Source organism: Mucilaginibacter ginkgonis (genome assembly GCF_009754905.2).
Taxonomy (GTDB): Bacteria; Bacteroidota; Bacteroidia; order Sphingobacteriales; family Sphingobacteriaceae; genus Mucilaginibacter; species Mucilaginibacter ginkgonis.
The window spans coordinates 3,093,354-3,117,756 of record NZ_CP066775.1; the positions used below are offsets into that span (position 1 = coordinate 3,093,354).

Consider the following 24,403-nt stretch of genomic DNA (forward strand, 5'->3'; position numbering starts at 1 on the left):
AACTAAAATTTACTAACATCCCCAACCTCAAGCCCTCTCCTTTGGAGAGGGTTGGGTGAGGCTACCTGTCAGGTGCCTGCAAATAAACGCCGTCTTCTACAAGCACAGCTTTTTTAATAAATAGTTTTTTCTGCTCCAGATCGTATTTGTCAAAAATGGACATCACATGCACGCGCAAGCTTTCTATAGAAATTGGCGAACCCAATTCGACATTATAAATATTGGTTTCTACAATGTTGCGTCCATCAACCAAAATAATCAACCCGGAACCTATTGCTTCCATCATGTAACCTTCGGTTATGAGCAAGCCTGTGTCTTCACCCAAACCAATGCCCAGGATACCCGGGTTACTGGCAACCGCATAAAATAAGCGGCCAATGCGGCCGCGCTGTACAAAGTGTGTATCAATAAAGACCGAGTCTATGAAACCAAGGCCTGCGGTGATCTGAACCTCGCCTTTTATCAAAGCCTCGTTAGCTTGCCCGCGATAGATCATATTCGCTGACGCGGCCGCGGCGCCGGCAGATGTGCCTGCTATAACGAAAGCTTCGTCCTGGTAGCGCTGTTTTAATATCTGCAGAAATTGCGTGCCGCCAAATATAGAGGTGAGGCGCAGCTGGTCGCCGCCGCTGAACATCACTACATCTGCTTTGCGGATACGTTCAAGGTATTCCTCTTTGCCGGCATCTTCGCGTGTGCGGATGTCGAGGATATTTACGTTGATGACGTTTAACTGATTAAAAGCCTGGATATATTCTACGCCAACCAGTTCGGGTATTTGCGAAGCCGTGGTAATTACTTCCACATGTACGCCTTCTTCTTTGCCGGATTCTGTTATAATGCGGCGAAGTATCCCGCGCTCGAAAAATTTAAGTCTATTAAGCGGCTGATTGGTGTATTCAAGCGCGCCTAAACTACTACCCATGTCAACCGCACCGCCAATTATGATTAATTTCCCTTTGGGTGCTGCCATTTTGTTGTCCTCTATTACAAATTAACAAAAAAAGCGGGTAAAGCAGCCGGTTTTAAAACAAATATTGCAATTCTGGCTTAAAAGTTTTTATCGCGTTACGCCAATTAGTAGCTTTAGAATTATAACTACTACCATCACTTGTCAAACTACTATGAAAATTGAAAATATACAGGTACTTCGCGGCCCAAACATCTGGAGCACCAGCCGAAAAAAATTGATTCAAATGAGGCTAAATCTCGAAGAGATGGAGCACAAGCCTACCAACAAGATAGATGGTTTTTATGAAAGGCTTAAAGCGCTTATTCCTTCTTTATATAATCACCGTTGTTCTCCCGGGGTGCCTGGTGGATTTTTTCAGCGGATCGAGTCGGGCACCTGGATGGGCCATGTGATAGAGCATATTGCTTTGGAAACACAAACCCTGGCGGGTATGAACACGGGTTTTGGCCGCACCCGCGAAACGCATACGCCCGGTACTTACAATGTAGTATTTAATTACCTGGAAGAGAAGGTGGGTATTTTCGCGGCCGAGTCGGCAGTGCGAATCGCAGAAGCACTGATCGCAGGCGAAGAATATGATCTGGAAAAAGACATCCAGCAAATGCGCGAGATACGCGAGCATACACGCCTCGGTCCGAGTACAGGTTCTATCGTAGAGGAAGCTATTGCAAGAGACATCCCCTGGATAAGACTCAACAATCAGTCGCTGGTACAATTGGGCTACGGTAAAAACCAGGTACGCATCCGAGCGACGATGACAGAGAAAACCAGCAGTATAGCCGTTGATCTGGCGGGCAATAAGGACGAGACAAAACGCATTTTACAGGAACACGCCATCCCGGTTGCCAAAGGCATGACCATTACCGCGGCCCACGAAGTGCCGCAGGCAATCCGTAAAATTGGTTTCCCATTGGTGTTTAAACCATTGGATGGCAACCACGGCCGCGGCGCTACGATCAACGTAAAAACAGAAGAAGAGGCCATTGCAGCTTTTGAATATGCTGCCCGCATTTCGCGCAGGGTAATAGTCGAAAAGTTTATCACCGGATATGATTTCCGGGTGCTGGTGATAGATAATAAGATGGTAGCCGCGGCGCTGCGTAAACCAGCTCATGTGCAAGGCGATGGCGCACTTACTATCCAACAGCTGATAGACAAAGAAAACTCTGACCCGCGCCGGGGCTATGGCCATGAAAATGTGCTGACCGAAATTGCTGTAGACCGGGATACACTCGATCTCCTAAAAAAGAGGGATTATACTTTGGAAACCATTCCGCCGGCAGGAGAGATCGTTTTCTTAAAATCAACTGCTAACTTGAGCACAGGCGGTACGTCTGTAGATGTTACTGACCATGTACACCCGCTTAACGTGTTCATTTGTGAGCGCATTTCACAGGTAATAGGGTTAGATATTTGCGGCATAGACATCATGGCCGAGAACCTGGAAGAGCCGCTAACAGAAAATGGCGGCGTGGTGCTGGAAGTAAATGCAGCCCCGGGCTTCCGGATGCATATCGCCCCGAGCGAAGGCCTGCCGAGAAATGTTGCGGGCCATGTAATAGATATGCTGTACCCGCCGGGCAAATCGGCCAGGATACCTATCATTGCTACCACCGGTACCAACGGAAAGACCACTACAACGCGCTTAATTGCGCACCTCATTAAAAATGGGGGCTATCAGGTCGGCTTTACCACATCGGACGGTATCTATGTGCAAAACACCATGATGCTAAAAGGTGATACTACCGGGCCAAAAAGCACTGAGTTTATTTTAAAAGATCCTTCCGTAAACTTCGCCGTTTTAGAGACGGCTCGTGGCGGCATTCTGCGCAATGGCCTTGGATTTAGCAAATGCGATATCGGCGTAATTACCAACATTCAGGAAGATCACTTGGGTATATCAGACATTCATAACCTGGATGACCTTACCCGTGTTAAGGAAGTAGTGATCAACGCCGTTAAAAAAGATGGTTGGGGTGTATTAAATGCAGACAATCCTTATTGTGTGAAGATAGGCAAGCGTGCAGATTGTAAGGTGGCCTATTTTAGCATGAGCGAAAGTAACCCGGTAATAAAAGCGCATTGCGCCAAGGGCGGTATCGCTTGTATCTGCGAAAACGGATACATAACCATTCAACGCGGCGACTGGAAGATACGCGTACAACGTACAGGGCTTATCCCGCTTACATTTGGCGGTACAGTGTCATTCATGATTGAAAATGTGATGGCGGCAACGCTCGCTGCCTACCTTTGGGGCATCAAGACTGAAGAGATAAAGACGTCCTTAACTACATTTATCCCGTCCGCGGCGCAAACCCCGGGCCGCATGAACATCTTTAATTTTAAAGACTTCCGCTTTATGGTCGATTTTGCGCACAATCCTGATGGTTATCACGGTGTAAAAGAGTTTTTAAAGTCAGTTGATTCGCCGCAAAAGATAGGCTTGATTGCCGGCACGGGCGACCGTCGCGACGACGATATTCGCGAGTTGGGCGTTATCGCAGCAGATATGTTTGACCATATCTTGCTTCGTCAGGAAAATCATACCAGAGGCCGTACGCGTGAAAATATTTTAGGGCTGATGGAAGAAGGTATACGCTCGGTAAAACCCGACATACCTGTTGAATGGCTCACTGCTGACCAGGATCCGATCGCATATACCATAAGCCTGGCTAAACCCGGCGCGTTTATCACCACGCTAAGCGATGCTGTAGATAATGCGGTAGAGCTAGTACAAAACGCACAGGAAAAAGAAAGGCATAACGGGTTGTAGATAGAAATTGTTGTCATTCTGAACGTAGTGAAGGATCTTATGCGTAACTGCATAAACGCATAAGATCCTTCGTTTCACTCATGATGACAAATTATATTTTAATTACTTCACCTTCGCCAATATCTGCTCTTTAGTCAGCTTTTCCTGATGGCCGCTCTGCATGTCTTTGAAAGTGAGATGGCCGCTTTCAATTTCGTCGCTGCCTATTACGATAACGTAGGGAATGTTTTTAGCATTACCGTAGTCGAATTGCTTTTTGATCTTAGTTCCCGACGGGTAAAGTTCCGCATTCACACCTTCGGCACGAAGGTGCTGCAAGAGCGGCAACGCATAAACCTCGCCGCCTTTGTCAAATGTGCAGATCAATACTTTTGTAGTTTGGGTGCTGCCTTCAGGGAACAAGCCGAGCTCTTTCAACACGTCATATATACGGTCGGCACCAAAAGAGATACCTGCCCCTGTTAAGCCTTTTAAGCCAAACATGCCGGTAAGGTCGTCATAACGGCCGCCACCGCCTATGCTCCCCATAGTCGTCTCATTCGTTTTCACTTCGAAGATGGCGCCGGTATAGTAATTCAATCCCCGGGCAAGGGTGATATCCAATTCCAATGTAGCCCGTTTTAGTTTTATATTGTTGATATACTCAAGAATCTCTTCAATCTCTTCACAACCTTTTAGCCCAGTTGCTGATGCTGCAAGCACATGCTTAAGCTTGTTTAGTTTGTCGTAATTACCGCCTTCTAACAAGATGATCGGTTCAAGCTTGTCTATATCTTCTCTGGTGAAACCCTTTGTAAGCAATTCGTCTACCACACCATTCAATCCAATTTTATCAAGCTTGTCTATGGCAACCGTCATGTCAACGATCAGCCCGGGCTTGCCGATGATCTCTGCAATGCCTGCCAGTATTTTTCGATTATTGATCTTGATGGTAAAATCTTGAAGTCCAAGGTTTGATAAGGCTTCATCGTAGATCATGACAAATTCTGCTTCATTGAGCAATGAATCAGATCCTACCACATCAGCATCGCATTGATAAAACTCACGGTAACGGCCTTTCTGCGGGCGATCGGCCCGCCAAACAGGCTGCACCTGGAAACGCTTGAACGGCATCGTGATCTCGTTTTGATGCATTACCACATAGCGCGCGAAAGGAACAGTAAGATCGTAGCGCAAGGCTTTTTCTGAAATTGAAGAGGTGGCCTGGTTAGAATTGCGTGTTTCAAGCGCCGCCGCATCGGCCTTGGCTAAATAATCGCCGCTGTTCAAGACTTTAAAAATCAATTTATCACCTTCATCGCCGTATTTACCTGTCAATGTCGAAAGGTTTTCCATCGTTGGGGTTTCTATTTGCTGATAGCCGTACTTGCGGAAAACGCTTTTAATGGTATCGAAAATATAATTACGCTTCACCATCTCGGCAGGCGAGAAATCGCGGGTCCCTTTGGGTACGGTTGGTTTTACAGCAGCCATGCGGCAAAGGTAAAAATTTGACAGGTTAATCGGCTAAATGGTTAGCTTAGCAATTATGGCAATCATTTTTGAGACCGAACGCTTTATAATCAGAGAATATCTTCCGGCAGATCTGGATGATTTCGTTCGCTTACTTACAGACCCCGAGGTGAAAGTTTATCTGCCTCAGCGAAGCAGGGAAGAATGGTCAACAATTTTCAACGCCAATCTGGATTTTTATAAAAGCAACCCGGGCCTGGGCCGTTGGGGCGTAGAAGATAAACGGACCGGCAAACTGGTCGCAAATGCTATGCTGTTACCCAGCCGGGAGAGTTTAGAAGGTCATGAGGTGGGTTACTCCCTTGAAAAGTTTTATGGGGAAACGGCGCCGGGACTGAGATAACAAAGGGAATTGTTGATTACGCTTTCAATCAAAAAGGCGTAGACTTAGTTTACGCGGTCACTGTGCCTGAAAATATCGGGTCGAGAAAAGTTTTGGAGAAAGCCGGCTTTGCAGACAAGGGCATTATAGACTTTTTGGCTATGCACCTATCTTTCTATCAGATAACATCTTGACAATTTGTTTTTTATTTGTTCATTTGTGTTTAGAATCATTCTAAACTAAAATCATGAAACGAATAATTATTGCTGTAATTCTTAGCCTATCAGTAGCTTATGTAAGTGCACAATCTAAGTTTGAGCAAGACCGCAAAGCCATTGAGGCACTGGCAGGTTTTTACAAGGTAACGTTTAATTACGCCGAAACCTTCGCGCCCGACACGGCGTACAAATATCATCCGAGATATAATTCATGGGGTTATGAATGGGCTGTAATTGCAGAAGATTCTCTAAAGAAAATCGTAATACAACACCTGCTGGTTGTTGGCGATAGTACCGTAATAAAACACTGGCGCGAGGATTGGGAATATGAAAGCCCAGCTATGTTATCGTTTGATAAAGACAACACTTGAAAACGGGTGACGTTGCCTGCAGCCGATGTAAAAGGCCGCTGGGTACAGCGCGTTTATCAGGTGGATGATAGCCCGCGTTATGAAGGAATTGGCACATGGGTACATGTTGACGGCCGCCACGAATGGCATAGCGAAACAGACTCGCCTTTGCCACGCCGCGAGTTTACCAAGCGCAGCGATTATAATGTTCTACGCCGCGGCAACCGCATTTATCTGACAGGTAATGGCTGGATGTTTGAGCAGGACAATAAGAAAATAGTGCGCACACCTGCTGGTGATAAGCTGCTGGCCCAGGAAAAAGGCTACGAAGAGTTTACCAAGGCAGACCCTGCTAAGTTTTCCTACGCGCAACAATGGTGGAAAAGCCAGCAAAGTTACTGGAATGATGTCCGTTTAGTTTGGGATTCTGTTTACGCGGCAAATCCAACAGTAAAAATTGAAGGCAAGAAAGATGGAAAGGTGCTTTACGAACATCTATTTGATCTTGGTGACAGATCTGTCAAGGAGCATTGGGATGCAGCTAAAAATAAGTCAGAAGTGCGCAAAGTGATAGATAGGTATTTGATAAAGGGCGTATAAAAACCAAGTCATGCCCAACTTGTTTCGGCATCTCACATCCCAGTCAGGAGGGATCCCGAAACAAGTTCGGGATGACCCCATTCTTCTAAATATCTATCATCTCTTTCTTCTTTTTGGTTCGTAAGCGTTTGGGGATAAAATCGAGTATCTCGTTCTTAAGCGAATCTATCATGCGGCGTTTTACAAAATTCTTTTGTGTTACCAGACTTATTTCACGGGCTGGCTCCGGCGATTTGAAATAGCGCACCTTGTCGAGCTGCTTTTCCGTTAGTTCGCTTAAGGCCAGTTCGGGTAATATAGTCATACCGTCGTTTTGGTCAACCATACGTTTTAGGGTCTCGATACTACCAGTATTATACTCCAGATGCTGAAAGCCACGGCTGCTTTTGCGGCGCTGACAAACGTTTAATACCTGGTCGCGCATGCAATGGCCCTCGTTTAACAGCCACAATTCACTCATTTCTATATCGTCCGGAGTAATATGTTTCTTTGGAGCGAGGCGGCTGTTCTTGGCAACGTAGGCCACGAAGTTTTCGTAAAAAAGCGGCGTTTCTGTTAGTGATGCCTCATGCAACGGAGTAGATAGTATCCCGCAATCCAGCACACCTGATTTTATTTGATGAATGATCTGTTCTGTGGTTTGTTCCCATACCATCAGTTTTACCTGAGGATACTTCGCCATGAATTTGCTGATGAGCTTGGGTAGCAAATAGGGTGCGACAGTCGGGATGATCCCGATCTTCAATTCGCCAGCCAAGTCCTTTTGCCTGTCTGTGATGATCTCCTTTATTTTCTGGTGCTCTGCAAGTAAAACACGAGCCTGAACGATGATATCTTCGCCAATTTCAGTAGGAACTACTGGTTGTTTACTGCGGTCGAATATTTTGACGCCAAGCGTATCTTCTAACTTTTGTACCTGCATACTTAATGTAGGCTGGGTTACGAAGCATTTTTCTGCAGCGGCAACAAAACTGCGATAGGTGTCAACGGCTACAACATACTCTAACTGGGTAACAGTCATAAAAAAATCGATATCTTTTTTCAAAGATATCGATTTTGATTATAACAATTAACAATGCCTATTCCACAGTTACTGATTTTGCAAGGTTTCTTGGCTGGTCTACATTGCAGCCACGTAAAACCGCGATATGATATGACAATAACTGCAGCGGGATAGTTGCCAAAAGCGGCACAAATGCTTCTGACACTTCCGGTATCTCAATGGTATGTTCTGCCATATCGCGCACAATTGTATCGCCTTCAGTTACTATGGCAATAACGCGGCCGCCACGGGCTTTCACTTCCTGGATGTTAGAAATTACTTTCTCATAAGAAGAATTTTGCGTGGCGATAAACACAACCGGCATATCCGCGTCTATTAAGGCGATAGGCCCGTGCTTCATCTCTGCAGCAGGATAACCTTCTGCGTGAATGTAGGATATTTCTTTAAGCTTTAAAGCACCCTCCAAGGCGACCGGAAACGAGCTTCCGCGACCCAGGAATAAACAGTTTGAAGCATCTTTATATTCTTCGCTAATTGTTTTGATGTGATCATTCGCCGCAAAGGTTTTTTGTATCAGCGCAGGGATGTTGTTTAGCTCTGTAAGGTATTCAATCAGCTTGCTTTCTGTAATAGCACCGCGTTGCTGTGCTGTATAAAACGCTAGCATGGTAAGTGCCGTAACCTGTGCCGTAAATGCTTTTGTTGATGCCACACCAATTTCCGGACCGGCATGTGTATAAACGCCGGCATGGCTTAGGCGTGGAATTGATGCTCCCACTACATTGCAGATACCAAATATTGTGGCACCCCGTTCTTTTGCCAATTCAATAGCAGCCATCGTATCAGCTGTTTCTCCTGATTGCGATATTGCAATAACAACATCCTTTTCAGTAATTATCGGGTTACGGTATCTAAACTCAGAAGCGTACTCAACCTCGACCGGCACACGGGCATATTCTTCGATCAAATATTCGCCAACTAAGCCTGCATGCCACGACGTACCACAGGCCACGATTATAATTCGGTCAATATTTTTAAGTTTTTCCGCATATTCCTTAATCCCTCCTAATTGAACCAGCCCCCTGTCGGGGTAAATACGCCCGCGGAGACAGTCACCCACAGAGCGTGGTTGCTCATATATCTCTTTTAACATAAAGTGATCGTAGCCGCCCTTTTCTAACATCTCTAACTGCAACTCCAGTTTTTGGATATACGGCGTTTGCACTTTGTTGTCAATGCTCTTGATTAACAAGTCGTCACGTTTTATGTAAGCGATCTCATTATCGTTAAGGTATATCACATTTTTGGTATACTCAACAATTGGAGTTGCATCAGAGGCTATGAAATATTCGCCTTTCCCCACGCCAATTACCATCGGGCTGCCCTTTCGTGCAGCAATGATCTGATCGGGATCATCAACGCTCATGATTACGATAGCATAAGCGCCAACTACCCTGTTTAAAGCAAGACGCACACATTCATTTAGATCAAGATTGGTTTCGTTGCGGATATCTTCAACAAGGTGTATCAAAACCTCGGTATCTGTATCGCTTTTAAAGACGTGGCCTTTTGCAAGCAGGGCCTCTTTTACTACAGCATAGTTTTCAATAATGCCATTATGGATAATGGTAAGTTTTCTGTCGCCCGATGAATGGGGATGTGAATTGCGGTCGCTCGGTGCGCCATGGGTAGCCCAACGAGTGTGCCCCATGGCAACGGTACCGTCTGTATCAATATCCTTTACAAAGTTCTCCAGGTCACTTACTTTTCCGGCCTTTTTATAAACCTTGAGGCCATTATTTTGCACAGCGACACCGGCACTATCGTAACCCCGGTACTCAAGCCTGTGTAGTCCTTTTATCACAATGGGATAAGCATCCCTAAAACCTATATAACCAACAATTCCGCACATAGTAGTCTGTATTATAATATTTAAACCAAAAAGGCTTGTAAACGCTCGCTAAACTAAGCATTTACAAGCCAAATCAGAAGTTTTGCTTATGGCTGTTATCGCATATGTTATTGCGTAGCCTTGGTATAAATAATATTCAATTTCATTCGATAAGGGAAATTTGCAGATGCCTTATTAGTAACGCCACCTGTAGCATAAGTACGCGCAGCGGTCTGCGGCGTAGCTGCAATAGGAACGGTTGTTAGAGAAGTTGTATCGATTGGCGCAATATAGGTCCCATAATCCGGAGTTTTACCGCGGGCGAGATCTGAGACATATCCCGTAATAATAAAATGATAGCTGTTGTCCAGATTATTAAAAATACCGCCAAAAACACCTGCACTTATAAAACGTGAATCTGTGAGAGTACTTGTAGAACCGCCGGTTGCATCAGGTATTGCGATGCGCTGTTTAGCGATATCAAACCTGTACATAGTTAATCTCGGTAAAGCCTTATAAGAGATGTTTGACCCCGGTACCGGCGTAATAACCAATTCAGCGCGACTGATAACCGCATTTGCTCCTGCTGTCGCTAGAAAGTTTTTAATATAAGGAAACGCGATCTTGGCCCGTAAACCGCCCAGCCCGTCAAGATAGATGGTTTCCTGTGGTGCAGTAGTATTTAGAGCTGCCGTTACCGCAGTAGTATAAGTATGTTTTATCTCGGCCGCACGTTGTGCTAAAGGCAAACTAACTACCGCGGTGTCTATAACGGCCGTTGTTGGGTTAACGGCTTTATAATAAACGTCTATGCGGCTAGAATCGCCGTTGATAAAGAACCGGCCACCATTTCCTGCCTGCGTTTTGTCAAGCGTGATGTAGAGGCCCTTAACCTGGTTTTGAAATAATGTGTTTGAACCTAGAGTGGTAGAATTGGCATTAAATAAATTACTTGCAATAAAGTTGGTACTAATTTTTACACGCAACTGCGCAGGCACGCTTTTTAACGTATCCGGCTTACCGGTTACAATGTCTGTGATCTTGAATGGCGTATGAGTACGCGAATTAAAGGTTTGCGAACCCAGCAAAACATTGCTTACACTCCAGATCTTATTATTGTAATAAGTAGTTGTAGCAGATGGCTTCTCTGCTAACTGGTAAATATTTGCTTTATACTTTGAAGTTAAAGAGTCTCCGTAAAATCCATCAGCATATCGCAGGATCAAAACCGCTGAATCAATAGTTAATGTTCCGGATGGCAACGTATATCCGGCGTTGCCCGGCAAACTTATCGCGGCAGCAATATTTGCCTCAGATGTTCCAATTATAGGATCCTTAAAATAAGCCAGGGGTGTTTTGGCTAAGCCGGATGTTACAACGGTATCTTCAGAAACAGTATTGGTCCAAAGTGTCGAGGTATCAGTTAGCGTGCCGTTAACCTGCTGCGAAGGATCGATTATCAAACCAAGGTTGTTTTGGTTTTTGCAGCTATTTAAAAGAAAAAGACTTATCAACAAGGTTAATAAGTCTAATCGGAAAAATTTCATATACACTATATCTTTAAGCAACGTTTACCAACTCTTCGCTGGTTATTTCGTCGTAAAAGTTGGAATAATTTTCATAATCTGTAGTCGAATCAAATTCCAATACAGGTTTTTGGCTGTTTTTAACATTATTTAACACATCAGCGTCAATGTTTTCGCTAGCTAATACCACTGCATCACTGTAAAATATAGCGCCGTTATGCAGCGCGTTATTTGTACCTGCTTTATAAACCTCGGTATGTTCTTCGGTCATATCGCTCATTACAGCTTTGTGCGCAAAATTTTCATCAAGTTTACCTGAGAACTCATTTTCGTAAACCGAGTAAACAACTTTAGCATGTTTAAACGTAGGGTCGTCTTTATATGTGTTCTTTAAATATGCAGGCACTAGAGAGCTCATCCAGCCATGACAATGCACTACGTCTGGCGACCAGCCTAACTTTTTAACAGTTTCTAAAGCACCTTTGCAGAAAAAGATCATACGCTCATCGTTATCAGCATAAAACTTGCCGTCTTTATCCGTAAAAACGTGTTTACGCTGAAAATATTCTTCGTTATCCAGGAAATATACCTGCATGCGAGCCGACGGGATAGAAGCTACTTTAATAATAAGCGGGTTATCATTATCATTGATGATAATGTTCATGCCCGAAAGACGAATAACTTCATGAAGGCGGTTACGGCGCTCATTGATATTTCCGAAACGAGGCATAAGGATGCGGATTTCAAATCCTTTATCCTGCATGGCCTGCGGCAATTGCCTGGTTATTTCAGAAATTTTTGAGAGCTCGAGAAAAGGCGACATTTCATGAGTTATGAACAGAAGCTTAGATTTACCCATCTCTAATTAAGAATTAAATTTAGTTTCGCTCAAAAATTTGAGTCTGCAAATATACTCAATATGTTAATAACTATCAACCATATATGCAACTAAGTTTGGATAATTTTAATCTAATGCACACCTTTGCCAACTTTTTTAAACCGTAAGGCTTGGAAATTTTTTACACAAAAGATTCGCTTCAAAAACATCTTAAGATATTGAAGCAAAAGGGACAAACCATTGGCTTGGTGCCAACAATGGGTGCCCTTCATAAGGGGCACTTGTCTCTACTGGAGATTTCCAAACAGCAAACTGACATTAGCGTTTGCACCATTTTTGTAAACCCTACGCAGTTTACTAACGCTGATGACCTTAAAAACTATCCCCGTCCAATAAAAACTGACATTGCAAAGTTAAAAACTGCGGATTGTGATGTATTGTTTATGCCCGGTATAGAAGAAATGTATGCCGCAAATGAGCAATGGCATATAGAACTTGGAGATCTGGAGCATTTGCTGGAGGGCAAGTTTCGGCCGGGGCACTATCAGGGCGTGACACAAATTGTGTATAAACTCTTTACACTGGTTGAGCCCGATAAAGCTTTTTTCGGCCAGAAGGATTATCAGCAGTTTTTGGTGATCAACAAAATGGTAGAAATATTTAGGCTGCCGATCAAACTTGTCATGTGCCCGATATTACGTGAGCCGGATGGCTTGGCCATGAGCTCGCGGAATATTCACTTATCTGCCGAAGAGCACCAAAACGCCCTTATACTTAGCAGAGCTTTGTGGTATATAAAAGACAGCTTTAATGGCGAAACCCTAAAAGACCTGCTAAATAAAGGCCGGGATATGATTACTGCCCAAAACGGTGTCGAACTGGAATACTTTGAAGTCGCGGATGCAGAAACACTGCGCCCCACAAACGAACAAACCGCTCATATAGTTGCGCTCACGGCCGCTAAAGTTGGCAGCACAAGGCTGATAGACAATATGATACTACGTTGATGATGGCTTATGTTATGCGGAACAACTTATTTATACCTTTGCACCTATGATAATTGAGGTTTTAAAATCAAAGATACATCGTGCTAAAGTAACGCAAGCCGAGCTTAATTACGTTGGCAGCATTACCATAGATGAGGACCTCATAGATGCCGCCAACATTATCCCGAATGAAAAGGTGCAGGTGGTTAACAACAACAATGGCGCACGTTTTGAAACTTATGTAATCAAAGGCGAACGCGGCAGCGGTATCATTTGTCTTAACGGGGCAGCTGCCAGGCTGGCTCAAGTGGGCGATATTGTGATCATTATCAGCTACGCCCATATGGAAATGGAAGAGGCCCGCAAATACGAACCGCTTTTGGTTTTTCCTGATTCTGATAATAAATTAATCAAATAAGACTATCTGTACAGGTTAAGCTTTTGCTCTAGCGTATTGGTGGGATTCGTTTCAGTATAATATAATTGCAGGTCTGTGGCTGTTAACACCGGCAGATCAAACCCCGAAGCATAATCTATATAACCGGTGTTGGTGATATACAATTTATTGTTGTTTATTTTCCAGTTACCTTTGTAAGTGGTGTTGGTTTCTACAATGGTCAATGAGCCGTCTGCCTTGAAATTAAAATAATCTGAGGCAGTATACTTAGTCGTGTCTTTTCTGTTTGATCCTAAAACGGTATAGCTGCCAATCGCATTTTTAATACTCCATTTACCAATAATCTGTTGTTGCTGGGCGAGTTGTACAGACGATACTTTTTTACAACTAATTATTACTGCAGCGAGCAGGATAAAGACTGCTATTTGACAGAGCTTTTTTACAGATGTAATATTGTTTAAACTTTTCATTTAGGGGTCTTGCTTAATCTGCAAATATATGCTTAATGTGCAGATTGAATTTGCGTTAACGATTTATCAGTTTTTAACAATTGGTGTTGGAGTTAACATGTAAGTATTGTTTATCTTAGTTGTGCTAAACCGGCGCAATTATGAAATGCTTTTATCTTTTTTCCTTGGTTTTTGCGTATATAAATTGTTGTTCACAGACGCCTGTGTACCAAAAATCTCAGCATATATATTTTTACAAGTTTGGCGGCAATGCTACTGTTTCCATCATAGACAGTGCCGATATAATACAGGTTGTGACCGACCCTGACGAAGGCTACAAGCTTTTTACAGTTGAAGAATTCTATAAAAATGAAAGGCCAAGGTTTATCGGCAAATCATCTACTCTTCATCCGTTAACTTTGGAAGGCCCGGCTATAACATTTTATGCTAATGGTCATAAAAACTTTATCGGGACTTTTAAAGCCAACCAACCTTTAGGCGAAACATATGAGCACTACCCAAACGGCAGACTTTACGCTATAATGGAATACAAGCCTAAAAAGGTAGCTTTTGATATTTTTAGCTCAACGCAATCTACACGTGACTCCCTTTTCGTTTCATCGTATGATTCACTGGGTAACGCGACGTTAGAGAACGGCAAGGGATATTTTTTTAAATACAGCCCTGATTTTAAAGCGGTTACTGAAGAAGGCCCCATTGAGAATATGCGCCGCAATGGTTTGTGGAAAGGCATTGACAAGAAAAACAGCTTTACCTTTACAGAAATTTATGAAAGGGGTAAATTGGTATCCGGCGATGCAATGGATTCAACCGGCGTGCATTATAAGTATACCGAGCGGATCAAGCCTGCGTCATATCCGGGCGGAACATTATCCTATTCGATGTTCGTTGGCTCTAGGCTTAGAAATTCTATTTACCAAAATAAAAGAAACGGTGTTGTCGCTGTTAAATTCGAGATTACCGCGGCAGGCAAACTTTGCGATTTTAAGATCGTAAAATCGTTAGACAACGGGGTTGATGAGGAAGCTCTTGGTTTTTTTAAATCTTCGCCTGATTGGTTGCCGGCAGAACTTTACGGGAAAAAGGTTTCGTCTTATTATACAGCACCTTTGAGCTTTGGCTACGGCCCGCCGCGCTTGTAATTTACGACTATTCAACGTTGACAGTTAACCACATGAAAAATCTTTTCACAACATTATTATTATTCTTTGCTTTTTTCTGTTTCGGTCAAAAGCCTGCCATAAGAGAAAAAGCACATAACATCTATTTTTATAAAAGTGATGGTTTATCCGAGGTATCTACAAAAGACAGTGCAGAAATCATTCAGATTGTTAGTGAGCCCGACTCCGGTTCAGCACTATACAATGTTGAGGAATTTTATAAAAATGGCGTTCTACGCTTTGCCGGATCCTCTTCTACCTTACACCCGGCCTATCTTCAGGATCAGGGCATTCATTACTTTGCCAACGGGCGAAAAAAATTAATCACTAATTATGAGGATGGGCAGTGTATTGGCAGAAGTTACTACTACTATCCCAATGGTAAAGTATGTTATGTAATAAATTGCTTAAAAAAGGACAGCCTTGATACAAAGAAAAGGAAAGTGGTTTACAGGGATACCCTATTTGAAGCTGCTTATGATTCTGCGGGCAAGGCCACATTAGAAAATGGCTACGGACATTTAACAAAATACGATAGTCTTTTAAGGACATTGAAGAAGAAGGGTTGGTAAACAATTTTAAGCGCGACGGCAAATGGCAAGGTCACAGCATTCGTTATAATTTGTCATTCAATGAAGAATACAACAATGGTAAGCTTATCAACGGTACATCAATAGACCCGTCAGGGAATAAATACAATTACACAGTGCAAATGATTGCTGCTAACTACAAAGGTGGCATAGTCAATTTCTGGCAGTATTTGGCCAAAACGTTACGATATCCCATGCCGTCAGTTACGGCACAGCGCCAGGGACAATTGCTTGTAAAATTTACCATAGATCAAACAGGAAGGCCTGGAAATTATGAAATTCTGGTTCATGGAGATAAGTATATGGATGAAGAGGCTTTGAACGCTATTTCTTCTGCGAAAAACTGGTTGCCGGCTAAACATTACGGAAAACTCGTTACTTCATCAATCATTGTACCCATATTCTTTTGCTTTGGTAAACCTCAGCACTCGTTTGGCCGGGGTGTTTACGTTATCATTTGACCAAGGCAGCGCGAAAATTAAAAATGCTATTTTATATAAAACAATTGCTTTTCTATGAAAAATCTTTTCACAATAATTTTATTATTATTTACCCTTTTCTGTGTCGCTCAGAAACCTGTTACAAAGGAAAAAGCACAAAATGTTTATTTCCTTAAAAAGGATAGAACATCTGAAGTATTCTCGAAAGACTCTGCTGATATTATTCTTGTTGTTACCGAGCCTGACAAAAGTGAGAAGTTATACGATGTGCAAGAATTTGGAAAAGGAGGCGATTTGATAATGATTGGAAAATCCAGCAATGTCTTCCCATTGAAACTAGAAGGGCAAGTTGTCAGCTTTTATCCAAACAGAACAAGAAAATCAATTGAGAAGTATGTGTCTGGCCGGCGCGAGGGCGACGCTTACAAATATTATCCGTCAGGAAAAATGCATCTTGTTATGTCATACATGTCAAGAGACAGCCTTTTAAAGCGCAATTTTCATGCTTTTTATCCCGATTCACTTTTTCAAGCTGCATACGATACAACAGGTAACGCTTTGGTAATAAATGGCAACGGTTATTTTAAATGCGCCGGCGATGCTTTTACCGATGTTGCAGAAGAAGGACAAGTAATTGACGGAAAGAAAGCGGGTATGTGGAAAGGTTATGATAGTAAAGAAAAGGTATTGTTTACCGAACGATACATTAATGGCAAACTAATAGAGGGGATTTCGACGGATTCGGCAGGAAAGCAATCTACATATGATAAACGTATAAAATACGCAAGCTTTAGGCAACAGCCCATAGATTTTTACCGGTTTATCGGCACAACAGTGCGTTATCCCGCCAGGTCGCGTGAGTTGAACCACCAAGGTAGTGTTGTTATAACTCTACGGGTGAATACCGATGGATCGGCAGATAATTTTAAAGTTACGCACAGCATAGATCCACAAATGGACGCAGAAGCTTTAAGAGCGATAAAGCTTACCCCATCATGGTTGCCTGCAGAGCATTACGGTATAAAGAGAACGGAGTATTTTTCAATACCTATATCTTTTTATTTACAGTGATAGTAATTAAACTATCCTCATATTCTCTGCATCCCAATGGATCACTTTGTTTTCAAAGTAGCTGTCATTACAGGCTAGACATGGTGCTGCCGCGCGAAAGCCGAACACGGCGTTTTCAACAACCGGCTTGCCGGTACGGATGCTATCCATAAAGTTCGCAAAGTGATCATTTGACGCGTTGTAGCCATCCGGAGCATGATATAATATTTTATCGGTAGCTGGTGTCGCCTGATCCGTTGCAGAATATTTTTTGTTATAGTTAGCCATTAATTGTTTCTGCATGGCCTCTGGGTAAGTAAACAAAGAATCCCACCCGCCTATACCTGGCGCCACCGGCATCTTATTTTTGTACAAAGTAAATCCGTCACCTTCACCGGATAAATCAATTACGCCCTCACTTCCAACAATTTTTGTTGTTGAACGGTCGCCCTCGCCGCTTATAAAATTGACACGTAGAGTAACCTGAAAAGCCGGATGTTCTTTGGTATCAGGATATTCAAGTACGGCACTCATTACGTCTGGTACATTTCTTCCATCTTTCCAAAATACAGTATTGCCTATGGAATAAATCTTATCCGGCCCTTTACTGCCCGTAATAAAGTGTATGCCGGATAGCAAATGCACGAACAAGTCGCCTGCTACACCTGTACCATACTCCCGGTAATTTCTCCAACGGAAAAAGCGATTATTATCGTAGTCGTGCTTTACTTTTTCAGGCTCTTGAAACCGCGCCCAATCTACTGTTTGCGGCCCGGCATCAAGCGGAATGGTATATTGCCAAGCACCCAGAGCGCTTTGACGGTTAAATGACGCCTCTATAGAGTTGATCTTACCTATAGCCCCGCTGTGGTAAAGTTCGCGGGCCTTTTGATATGCTACGCTGCTTACCCGCTGGCTGCCTACCTGAAACACTGCTTTAGTTTCTTTTTGAGCTTGTATTTCTGCCAGTCCTTCACTTATATAATGCACCATCGGCTTTTCGCTATAAACCGCCTTGCCTTTACGCATTGCTTCAATGGCTATACGGCTGTGCCAGTTGTCACTGGTGGCAATGATCACGGCGTCAATGTCCTTTCGATCAAGTATTTGACGGTAATCGCTTGTTACGAACAAGGTCTGACCAAATACTTCTTTTGCACGTTGTAAACGCCCGGTATACAAATCACAAACCCCTGCCAATTCAACACCCGGCACCGTAAGTGCTGCGTAAGTATCATTAAACCCCATAATACCCATGCCTATGGTAGCAATGCGTATCTTGTCATTAGCTGTTATCCTCTTTTCAGAAAATAGAATGCGGCGGTCCATATCCTCTTTGGCAGCAAGGCTGCTTAGCCCGGCTGACGACAATAATATAGTGCTGCCAAATTGCTTCAGAAACTTACGGCGGTTTGTAGACATAGTTATATCAGTAAAATTTAAAATAAGTTATAAATCGCAGTTTTTGCCGGTTTTGGAAGCGCAAGCAGGGCTGCTAATTGGTATCACAATGTAATTATTTTTACAATGAAAAAGGCTGAAGCAAAAATCTAAATATTTAACATACAGTAACTCCCTAAAATTCTAACTTTGCATCCCGACGCTGAAGTCGGTTTTCCATACTTCGAGCGCATAGATTTTTACAGCCAATAATTCATAGACAATGGTCCATTGCCCAAATGCGGGCCTTTCCTTTGAATTTTGACTTTTAACTTTTGAATTAAAGACTATGCCTAAAGACACCTCTATAAAATCTGTTTTGATCATCGGTTCGGGACCAATAATTATTGGCCAGGCTTGTGAGTTTGATTATGCCGGTTCGCAAGCATCTTTGTCGCTTAAAGACGAAGGTATCACCGTGTCCATTATAAACAGCAACCCGGCAACCATCATGACCGATAAGGTCATTGCCGACAATGTTTATTTGCTGCCGTTAAATTGCGAGAGTATAGAGAAGATCTTACAGGAGCAGAAAATAGATGCGGTGCTGCCTACCATGGGCGGCCAAACTGCGTTGAACCTTTGCATTGAAGCAGATGAGCGCGGGCTATGGAAAAAATATGGCGTGCGCATTATTGGGGTTGATATTGCTGCTATAGAAAAAACAGAAAACCGCGAGGCTTTCCGCCAGTTGATGGTAGAAATTGGCGTGGGTGTAGCAACATCAAAGATCGCTAACTCTTTCCTTGAAGGTAAAGAGGCCGCGCAGCAGATCGGTTTCCCATTGGTTATTCGTCCAAGCTACACGCTTGGTGGTACCGGCGGTGGCTTTGTGCACAAAAAAGAAGAGTTTGATGCCGCACTTAGCCGCGGTTTACAGGCATCGCCAACGCACGAAGTTTTGGTTGAGCAGGCTGTATTGGGCTGGAAAGAATATGAGTTGGAGTTATTGCGCGATGGTAACGATAATGTAATCATTATCTGCTCTATTGAGAACTTCGATCCGATGGGTATCCACACCGGCGACTCGATCACTGTTGCACCCGCCATGACCCTAAGCGACCGCTGTTATCAAAGCATGCGCGACCAGGCCATAAAAATGATGCGCGCCATTGGCAATTTCGCAGGTGGTTGTAACGTACAATTCTCTGTCAATCCTGCTGATGAAAGCATTATCGCTATCGAGATCAATCCGCGCGTAAGCCGTTCATCAGCATTGGCATCAAAAGCTACAGGTTATCCTATCGCGAAAATTGCTTCCAAGTTGGCTATTGGTTATAACCTGGACGAACTGGAAAACCAGATTACTAAAACAACATCAGCCTACTTTGAGCCGACGCTGGATTATGTGATCGTTAAGATCCCTCGCTGGAACTTCGATAAATTTAAAGGCGCTAACAAATACCTGGGCTTGCAGATGAAATCTGTAGGTGAAGTGATGGGCATTGGCCGTAGTTTTTCTGAAGCTTTGCAAAAGGCTTGTCAAAGTCTGGAGATCGGCCGTGCAGGTCTAGGAGCGGATGGCCGCCAGAGCCGTAATCTGGAAGAAATTATGGAAAGCCTTGAACGCCCAAGCTGGGACAGGTTATTCCATGTATATGACGCATTAAGTCTGGGTGTGCCTATCGAGTCGGTGCGCAAAGCAACTAAAATAGACCGCTGGTTCTTAAACCAGATACAAGAATTAGTAAACTTTGAAAACGAATTGCGCCGCTATTCTGTCAATAATATTCCTGTTGATATTTTTAATACGGTAAAGCAAAAAGGATTTTCTGATGTGCAGATCGCGTGGATTTTGGGCGGAAATACTACAGAAGAAGATGTTTACAAACGCCGAAAAGAACTTGGCCTAAATCGGGTTTACAAAATGGTAGATACCTGCGCTGCGGAGTTCCCGGCAAAGACGCCATACTATTATTCGACTTACGAAGGCGAGAATGAATCCGTAGTATCTGACAAAAAGAAGATCATTGTGTTAGGTTCAGGCCCTAACCGTATTGGTCAGGGTATTGAGTTTGATTACAGCTGCGTTCACGGCTTATTAGCGGCCAAAGAAGCGGGTTACGAAGCCATCATGATTAATTGTAACCCTGAGACCGTATCGACCGACTTTAACATGGCCGATAAACTATACTTTGAGCCGGTATTCTGGGAGCATGTTCGCGAGATCATCGACTTGGAGAAACCCGAAGGTGTAATTGTACAACTTGGTGGCCAAACTGCCTTAAAGATGGCGGAAAAGCTGCATGAACATGGTATAAAGATCATCGGTACGTCTTTTAACGATATGGACATTGCCGAAGACCGAGGCCGTTTCTCTGACTTACTAAAAGAATTGGACATACCGTACCCGAAATATGGCGTCGCAGAAACAGCGGAGGAAGCCATCGAAGTAGCGCATGAAGTTGGCTATCCTGTTCTTGTCCGTCCAAGCTATGTATTAGGCGGTCAGGGAATGAGTATTGTCATCAACGATGAAGACCTGGAACGCGCGGTTGTTAATCTGCTAAAAAACCTGCCGGGTAACCGTGTATTAATAGACCATTTCTTAGACCGTGCTGCAGAAGCAGAGTCAGACTCAATTTGTGATGGTGAGGAAGTACATATAATTGGTATGATGGAGCATATCGAGCCTGCCGGTATCCACTCAGGCGACTCATCTGCGGTATTACCGCCGTTTGATCTACCTGACACAGTATTAGAACAAATGGACCGCTATTCTAAGAAAATAGCTAAAGCACTTAACGTAAAAGGTCTCCTTAATATACAGTTTGCAATAAAAGACGAAAAGGTGTATGTGATAGAAGCTAACCCTCGTGCATCGCGTACGGTGCCATTTATCGCCAAAGCTTACGATGTGCCATATATCAATATTGCAGCAAAGATTATGTTAGGTGTGAATACGCTTAAAGATTTCACCATTGTGCGCAAATTAGAGGGTTATGCCATTAAAGAGCCCGTATTCTCTTTCGATAAATTCCCGGAAGTAAACAAAGAATTAGGCCCAGAAATGAAATCGACGGGTGAAGCCATACGTTTTATACCAAATTTGCAGGACCCGTATTTCCGCCATTTATACAAAGAGAAATCAATGTATTTAAGCAGGTAAGCTTAATATCCAGTGCATAATAAAAAGCGGAGCCCATCTAAGCACCGCTCTTTTATTTAGTGATTGCCACGTCACTACGTTCCTCGCAATGACTTGGTTGAGGTATTTATCTAATTCTCATTACTCAAACGCGTTCCAACCCTGGGCTTTTAGTTCATGTACCTGGCCGCTTTTCGAGATCAAGTTTAAGCCGGCAGCCGGCTCAGTTATATAACCAATGATGCTCACGTCTACATCATGCTTTATCTTGTCGTAGTCGGTTTGTTTAATGGTAAAAAGTAATTCATAGTCTTCGCCGCCGCTTAGCGCACATACAGTCGGATCCAGATTAAATTCGCGGGCGGTGTCATACGTCATTGGGTCAATGGGAATCTTTTCTTCATACAGATTACAACCTTTATTACTCTGCTTACAAATGTGTAACAACTCAGAGGCTAACCCGTCTGACACATCGATCATAGCCGTTGGCTTTATTCCGCGTGACTTTAACAGATCCACGACATCCACTCGCGCCTCAGGCTTTAACTGCCGCTCAACAATGTAATCTTTGCCTTCCAGGTCAGGCTGAATATTTGGATTTTCCAGATAAACCATTTTCTCGCGCTCTAATAATTGCAAACCGACATAGGCGCCACCTAAGTCTCCACTTACGCATATCAGGTCGCCTTCTTCGGCACCATTTCTATAGGTGATATCTTTTTCATCGGCATAACCTAAAACAGTTACACTTATTACCAATCCTTGTTTAGAAGCGGTTGTATCGCCACCGATCAGGTCTACACCATATTTTTCGCAGGCAACGTAAATACCTTCATATAGATCTTCAATAGCTTCTAAAGTGTACTTACTGCTCATACCAATGGAAACCGTTACCTGCTGTGGTATAGCATTCATGGCAAAAATGTCGCTCAAGTTTACCTGTATCGCTTTGTATCCTAAATGCTTAAGCGGTGTATAGGCCAAATCGAAATGAATGCCTTCTAGTAACATATCAGTTGATATCAATACTTTTTTATCGCCAGGGTTCAGCACCGCAGCATCATCGCCAATACCTTTTACTGTAGTACTTTTTTTGATCTCAAAGTTTTTGGTGAGGTGATCTATCAGGCCAAATTCGCCTAACTCATTTATATTGGTTTTATCAGTGTTTTCAAACAAGTCCATAGCCGCAAAAATACAATTTGTTACAGCCTTTTGTATTAAGAATGATACGCAGCCTTGCGCTATTCTTAAAAATCGTAACAAAAAGTTAACATTTAACACTGCATCTTCGTACACTCAAATAAAAATTGAATTGATGAAAAAAGGATTTCTACTACTTACACTTGCAGCCGCGACTATTTTTACGAGTTGTAAAAAAGACACGGCGTTATTTACTAACCCCTCGGACCCTTCGCTGACCGTAACCCAAACAGCGTATTCTGTTACAGAAGATTTTGAACAAGGCACCAAAGCTGCTTATGCAACTGCCGACCTTACACTTAAAACAGGCTCATGGAACTTTAATGATGCCTTGATAGGTAACATTGCCGGCGATGCAAAAAATGGCAACTGGAGCATACGGTTACGTGCCGGAAGCTTTTCGATGAACTTTGATGTCGCCAACCTTGATAAGATCGTTTTTAAACATGGTAAATATGGTAATGACGCATCATCGTCATGGCAGTTGTACATGTCGCGCGATAAAGGAAAAACATATGTTCAGGTTGGAGCTGACTACTTGGAAACTGTAAACGCATTGGCAACAGACTCTGTAAGTATCGCGTCTGATGGCCCTGTCCGCTTTAAATTTCAAAAAGTAGGTACAGCGCAAACGCGTTTGAATTTTGATGACATCACTTTTAAAGGCCGTGGTGCATCTGGAATTGTTCTTACTGTGCCCGATACTGCCCCGGTAGATACTGCAAGCACTGCAAAGGCGACAACGCCTCGCGGTGTAACTGTAGGCAGCGATGCACCGCCTGCAACCGGCGATAACAGCAATTTGCTATTCGGAAACCCATCAAATGCTACAACAACAACAGCAATGTTAGACAATTACCTGCTTGACCAGGGATATTATGTAGAGTCTTACAGTGCGACCCGCGGCACACCTAACTGGGTAAGCTGGCATTTGGATAACACCAACAACACAAACGCGACTGCACGTCTTGATAACTTTGCTGGATTTACTGGTTTGCCAGCTAATGACTATGTGGTTCAAAGTAACAGCTATTCAGGTTCGGGATTTGACCGTGGACACAACTGCCCGTCTGCAGACCGTACCAGTTCTGTAAATGCGAATTCGTCGACATTCCTAATGACGAATATGATTCCGCAAGCGCCGCAAAACAATCAGCAAACCTGGGCTAACCTTGAGAATTATCTGCGTGACCAGGTTACTGCAGGCAACGAAGTTTATATCATTATGGGCAGCTATGGAACAGGGGGGACCGGTAGTTTAGGTAGTGCAAATACCATCAATAACGGTCACGTAACCGTACCAAGTAACGTTTGGAAAGTGGCGGTTATTTTGCCGAAAGGTAACGGCGACTTATTACGTGTATCTACTACAACTCGTGTGATAGCGGTTAATACACCAAACATCAACACTATTGACAGTGACTGGAACAAATACATTGTAACCGTACGCAGCATTGAAACTGCGACAGGTTTGAATATACTTTCAGCCTTGCCACAGTCTGTACAAGACGCTATCGAGGTTAAAAAAGACGCCGGATCATGATCTTAGAATACCACGATTATGTGAATAACT

20 protein-coding genes and 1 pseudogene are annotated in these 24,403 nt (G+C 43.3%); 12 read left to right on the plus strand and 9 right to left on the minus strand.

The features are described from left to right. Positions 1-61: 61 nt before the first annotated feature. Positions 62-973, minus strand: coding sequence for a cyanophycinase (locus GO620_RS14365; RefSeq protein WP_157524460.1), 912 nt, complete (start codon positions 971-973; stop codon positions 62-64). A 151-nt stretch (positions 974-1,124) separates the two neighbouring features. On the opposite strand from GO620_RS14365, the gene cphA reads away from it, so the two are divergent. Beyond that, a complete protein-coding gene (cphA, locus tag GO620_RS14370; RefSeq protein ID WP_157524461.1) occupies positions 1,125-3,746 on the plus strand; it encodes a cyanophycin synthetase in 2,622 nt (873 codons plus the stop codon). 102 nt (positions 3,747-3,848) lie between these two features. Here cphA and hisS read toward each other — a convergent pair whose 3' ends face one another. Beyond that, complete coding sequence (gene hisS, locus GO620_RS14375) at positions 3,849-5,219, minus strand: histidine--tRNA ligase (RefSeq protein ID WP_157524462.1); 1,371 nt, start codon at positions 5,217-5,219, stop codon at positions 3,849-3,851. A gap of 55 nt (positions 5,220-5,274) precedes the next feature. Here hisS and GO620_RS14380 point away from each other — a divergent pair, with 55 nt between their 5' ends. The 3 genes and pseudogenes from GO620_RS14380 to GO620_RS17385 all read left to right on the plus strand — a co-directional run bounded on the left by GO620_RS14380 (position 5,275) and on the right by GO620_RS17385 (position 6,748). Next, positions 5,275-5,601 carry a GNAT family N-acetyltransferase gene (locus GO620_RS14380; protein ID WP_198173533.1) on the plus strand — a complete coding sequence of 109 codons (327 nt, stop codon included), beginning with the start codon at positions 5,275-5,277 and terminating at the stop codon, positions 5,599-5,601. An 8-nt stretch (positions 5,602-5,609) separates the two neighbouring features. Continuing rightward, positions 5,610-5,774 (plus strand): GNAT family N-acetyltransferase, encoded by a 165-nt coding sequence (locus GO620_RS17510; protein ID WP_394368562.1) that lies wholly within the window; start codon positions 5,610-5,612, stop codon positions 5,772-5,774. Between the two features lie 53 nt (positions 5,775-5,827). Beyond that, a pseudogene (locus GO620_RS17385) lies at positions 5,828-6,748 on the plus strand (DUF6607 family protein). 85 nt (positions 6,749-6,833) lie between these two features. On the opposite strand, the gene GO620_RS14400 reads toward GO620_RS17385, so the two are convergent. The 4 genes from GO620_RS14400 to GO620_RS14415 form a co-directional block, all read right to left on the minus strand. Then, positions 6,834-7,769, minus strand: coding sequence for a hydrogen peroxide-inducible genes activator (locus GO620_RS14400; protein ID WP_157525123.1), 936 nt, complete (start codon positions 7,767-7,769; stop codon positions 6,834-6,836). 58 nt (positions 7,770-7,827) lie between these two features. Beyond that, on the minus strand, positions 7,828-9,663 hold the full coding sequence (glmS, locus tag GO620_RS14405) for a glutamine--fructose-6-phosphate transaminase (isomerizing) (protein ID WP_157524466.1): 1,836 nt from the start codon (positions 9,661-9,663) through the stop codon (positions 7,828-7,830). A 107-nt stretch (positions 9,664-9,770) separates the two neighbouring features. Continuing rightward, positions 9,771-11,189 carry a DUF4270 family protein gene (locus tag GO620_RS14410; protein WP_157524467.1) on the minus strand — a complete coding sequence of 473 codons (1,419 nt, stop codon included), beginning with the start codon at positions 11,187-11,189 and terminating at the stop codon, positions 9,771-9,773. Between the two features lie 13 nt (positions 11,190-11,202). Then, positions 11,203-12,027 carry a glycogen/starch synthase gene (locus tag GO620_RS14415; RefSeq protein WP_157524468.1) on the minus strand — a complete coding sequence of 275 codons (825 nt, stop codon included), beginning with the start codon at positions 12,025-12,027 and terminating at the stop codon, positions 11,203-11,205. A 149-nt stretch (positions 12,028-12,176) separates the two neighbouring features. On the opposite strand from GO620_RS14415, the gene panC reads away from it, so the two are divergent. After that, positions 12,177-13,013, plus strand: a complete 837-nt coding sequence (panC, locus tag GO620_RS14420) for a pantoate--beta-alanine ligase (RefSeq protein ID WP_157524469.1) — start codon at positions 12,177-12,179, stop codon at positions 13,011-13,013. A 46-nt stretch (positions 13,014-13,059) separates the two neighbouring features. Continuing rightward, entirely contained in the window at positions 13,060-13,410 is a 351-nt protein-coding gene (gene panD / locus GO620_RS14425) for an aspartate 1-decarboxylase (RefSeq protein ID WP_157524470.1), read from the plus strand. A gap of 2 nt (positions 13,411-13,412) precedes the next feature. Here the strand turns inward: panD and GO620_RS14430 are convergent, their stop codons facing one another. Further along, on the minus strand, positions 13,413-13,859 hold the full coding sequence (locus tag GO620_RS14430; protein WP_157524471.1) for a hypothetical protein: 447 nt from the start codon (positions 13,857-13,859) through the stop codon (positions 13,413-13,415). Between the two features lie 203 nt (positions 13,860-14,062). On the opposite strand from GO620_RS14430, the gene GO620_RS14435 reads away from it, so the two are divergent. Genes GO620_RS14435 through GO620_RS14450 form a run of 4 tightly spaced genes read left to right on the plus strand, consistent with a single transcriptional unit; the run spans position 14,063 to position 17,120 of the window. Continuing rightward, positions 14,063-15,001, plus strand: coding sequence for an energy transducer TonB (locus tag GO620_RS14435; protein ID WP_198173534.1), 939 nt, complete (start codon positions 14,063-14,065; stop codon positions 14,999-15,001). Between the two features lie 32 nt (positions 15,002-15,033). Then, positions 15,034-15,591 (plus strand): toxin-antitoxin system YwqK family antitoxin, encoded by a 558-nt coding sequence (locus GO620_RS14440; RefSeq protein ID WP_157524473.1) that lies wholly within the window; start codon positions 15,034-15,036, stop codon positions 15,589-15,591. Further along, positions 15,585-16,070, plus strand: a complete 486-nt coding sequence (locus tag GO620_RS14445) for an energy transducer TonB (protein ID WP_157524474.1) — start codon at positions 15,585-15,587, stop codon at positions 16,068-16,070. Before GO620_RS14440 ends, GO620_RS14445 begins: the two co-directional genes overlap by 7 nt. Before the next feature lie 54 nt (positions 16,071-16,124). Then, a complete protein-coding gene (locus GO620_RS14450; protein ID WP_157524475.1) occupies positions 16,125-17,120 on the plus strand; it encodes an energy transducer TonB in 996 nt (331 codons plus the stop codon). 6 nt (positions 17,121-17,126) lie between these two features. Here the strand turns inward: GO620_RS14450 and GO620_RS14455 are convergent, their stop codons facing one another. Continuing rightward, a complete protein-coding gene (locus GO620_RS14455; protein ID WP_157524476.1) occupies positions 17,127-18,521 on the minus strand; it encodes a Gfo/Idh/MocA family protein in 1,395 nt (464 codons plus the stop codon). A gap of 307 nt (positions 18,522-18,828) precedes the next feature. Here GO620_RS14455 and carB point away from each other — a divergent pair, with 307 nt between their 5' ends. Next, positions 18,829-21,648 carry a carbamoyl-phosphate synthase large subunit gene (gene carB, locus GO620_RS14460; RefSeq protein ID WP_157524477.1) on the plus strand — a complete coding sequence of 940 codons (2,820 nt, stop codon included), beginning with the start codon at positions 18,829-18,831 and terminating at the stop codon, positions 21,646-21,648. 120 nt (positions 21,649-21,768) lie between these two features. Here the strand turns inward: carB and thiL are convergent, their stop codons facing one another. Continuing rightward, positions 21,769-22,806 (minus strand): thiamine-phosphate kinase, encoded by a 1,038-nt coding sequence (gene thiL / locus GO620_RS14465; protein ID WP_157525125.1) that lies wholly within the window; start codon positions 22,804-22,806, stop codon positions 21,769-21,771. 139 nt (positions 22,807-22,945) lie between these two features. Here thiL and GO620_RS14470 point away from each other — a divergent pair, with 139 nt between their 5' ends. Further along, complete coding sequence (locus tag GO620_RS14470; protein ID WP_157524478.1) at positions 22,946-24,373, plus strand: DNA/RNA non-specific endonuclease; 1,428 nt, start codon at positions 22,946-22,948, stop codon at positions 24,371-24,373. Positions 24,374-24,403: the final 30 nt, after the last annotated feature.

Coding starts and splice junctions, on each gene's coding strand:
- cphA (WP_157524461.1), top strand. CDS start 1,125: ATGAAAATTGAAAATATACAGGTACTTCGCGGCCCAAACATCTGGAGC.
- GO620_RS14455 (WP_157524476.1), bottom strand. CDS start 18,521: ATGTCTACAAACCGCCGTAAGTTTCTGAAGCAATTTGGCAGCACTATA.
- GO620_RS14415 (WP_157524468.1), bottom strand. CDS start 12,027: ATGGGTAAATCTAAGCTTCTGTTCATAACTCATGAAATGTCGCCTTTT.
- GO620_RS14400 (WP_157525123.1), bottom strand. CDS start 7,769: ATGACTGTTACCCAGTTAGAGTATGTTGTAGCCGTTGACACCTATCGC.
- GO620_RS14365 (WP_157524460.1), bottom strand. CDS start 973: ATGGCAGCACCCAAAGGGAAATTAATCATAATTGGCGGTGCGGTTGAC.
- panD (WP_157524470.1), top strand. CDS start 13,060: ATGATAATTGAGGTTTTAAAATCAAAGATACATCGTGCTAAAGTAACG.
- glmS (WP_157524466.1), bottom strand. CDS start 9,663: ATGTGCGGAATTGTTGGTTATATAGGTTTTAGGGATGCTTATCCCATT.
- hisS (WP_157524462.1), bottom strand. CDS start 5,219: ATGGCTGCTGTAAAACCAACCGTACCCAAAGGGACCCGCGATTTCTCG.
- GO620_RS14440 (WP_157524473.1), top strand. CDS start 15,034: ATGAAAAATCTTTTCACAACATTATTATTATTCTTTGCTTTTTTCTGT.
- carB (WP_157524477.1), top strand. CDS start 18,829: ATGCCTAAAGACACCTCTATAAAATCTGTTTTGATCATCGGTTCGGGA.
- GO620_RS14380 (WP_198173533.1), top strand. CDS start 5,275: ATGGCAATCATTTTTGAGACCGAACGCTTTATAATCAGAGAATATCTT.
- GO620_RS14430 (WP_157524471.1), bottom strand. CDS start 13,859: ATGAAAAGTTTAAACAATATTACATCTGTAAAAAAGCTCTGTCAAATA.
- GO620_RS14450 (WP_157524475.1), top strand. CDS start 16,125: ATGAAAAATCTTTTCACAATAATTTTATTATTATTTACCCTTTTCTGT.
- GO620_RS14470 (WP_157524478.1), top strand. CDS start 22,946: ATGAAAAAAGGATTTCTACTACTTACACTTGCAGCCGCGACTATTTTT.
- GO620_RS14410 (WP_157524467.1), bottom strand. CDS start 11,189: ATGAAATTTTTCCGATTAGACTTATTAACCTTGTTGATAAGTCTTTTT.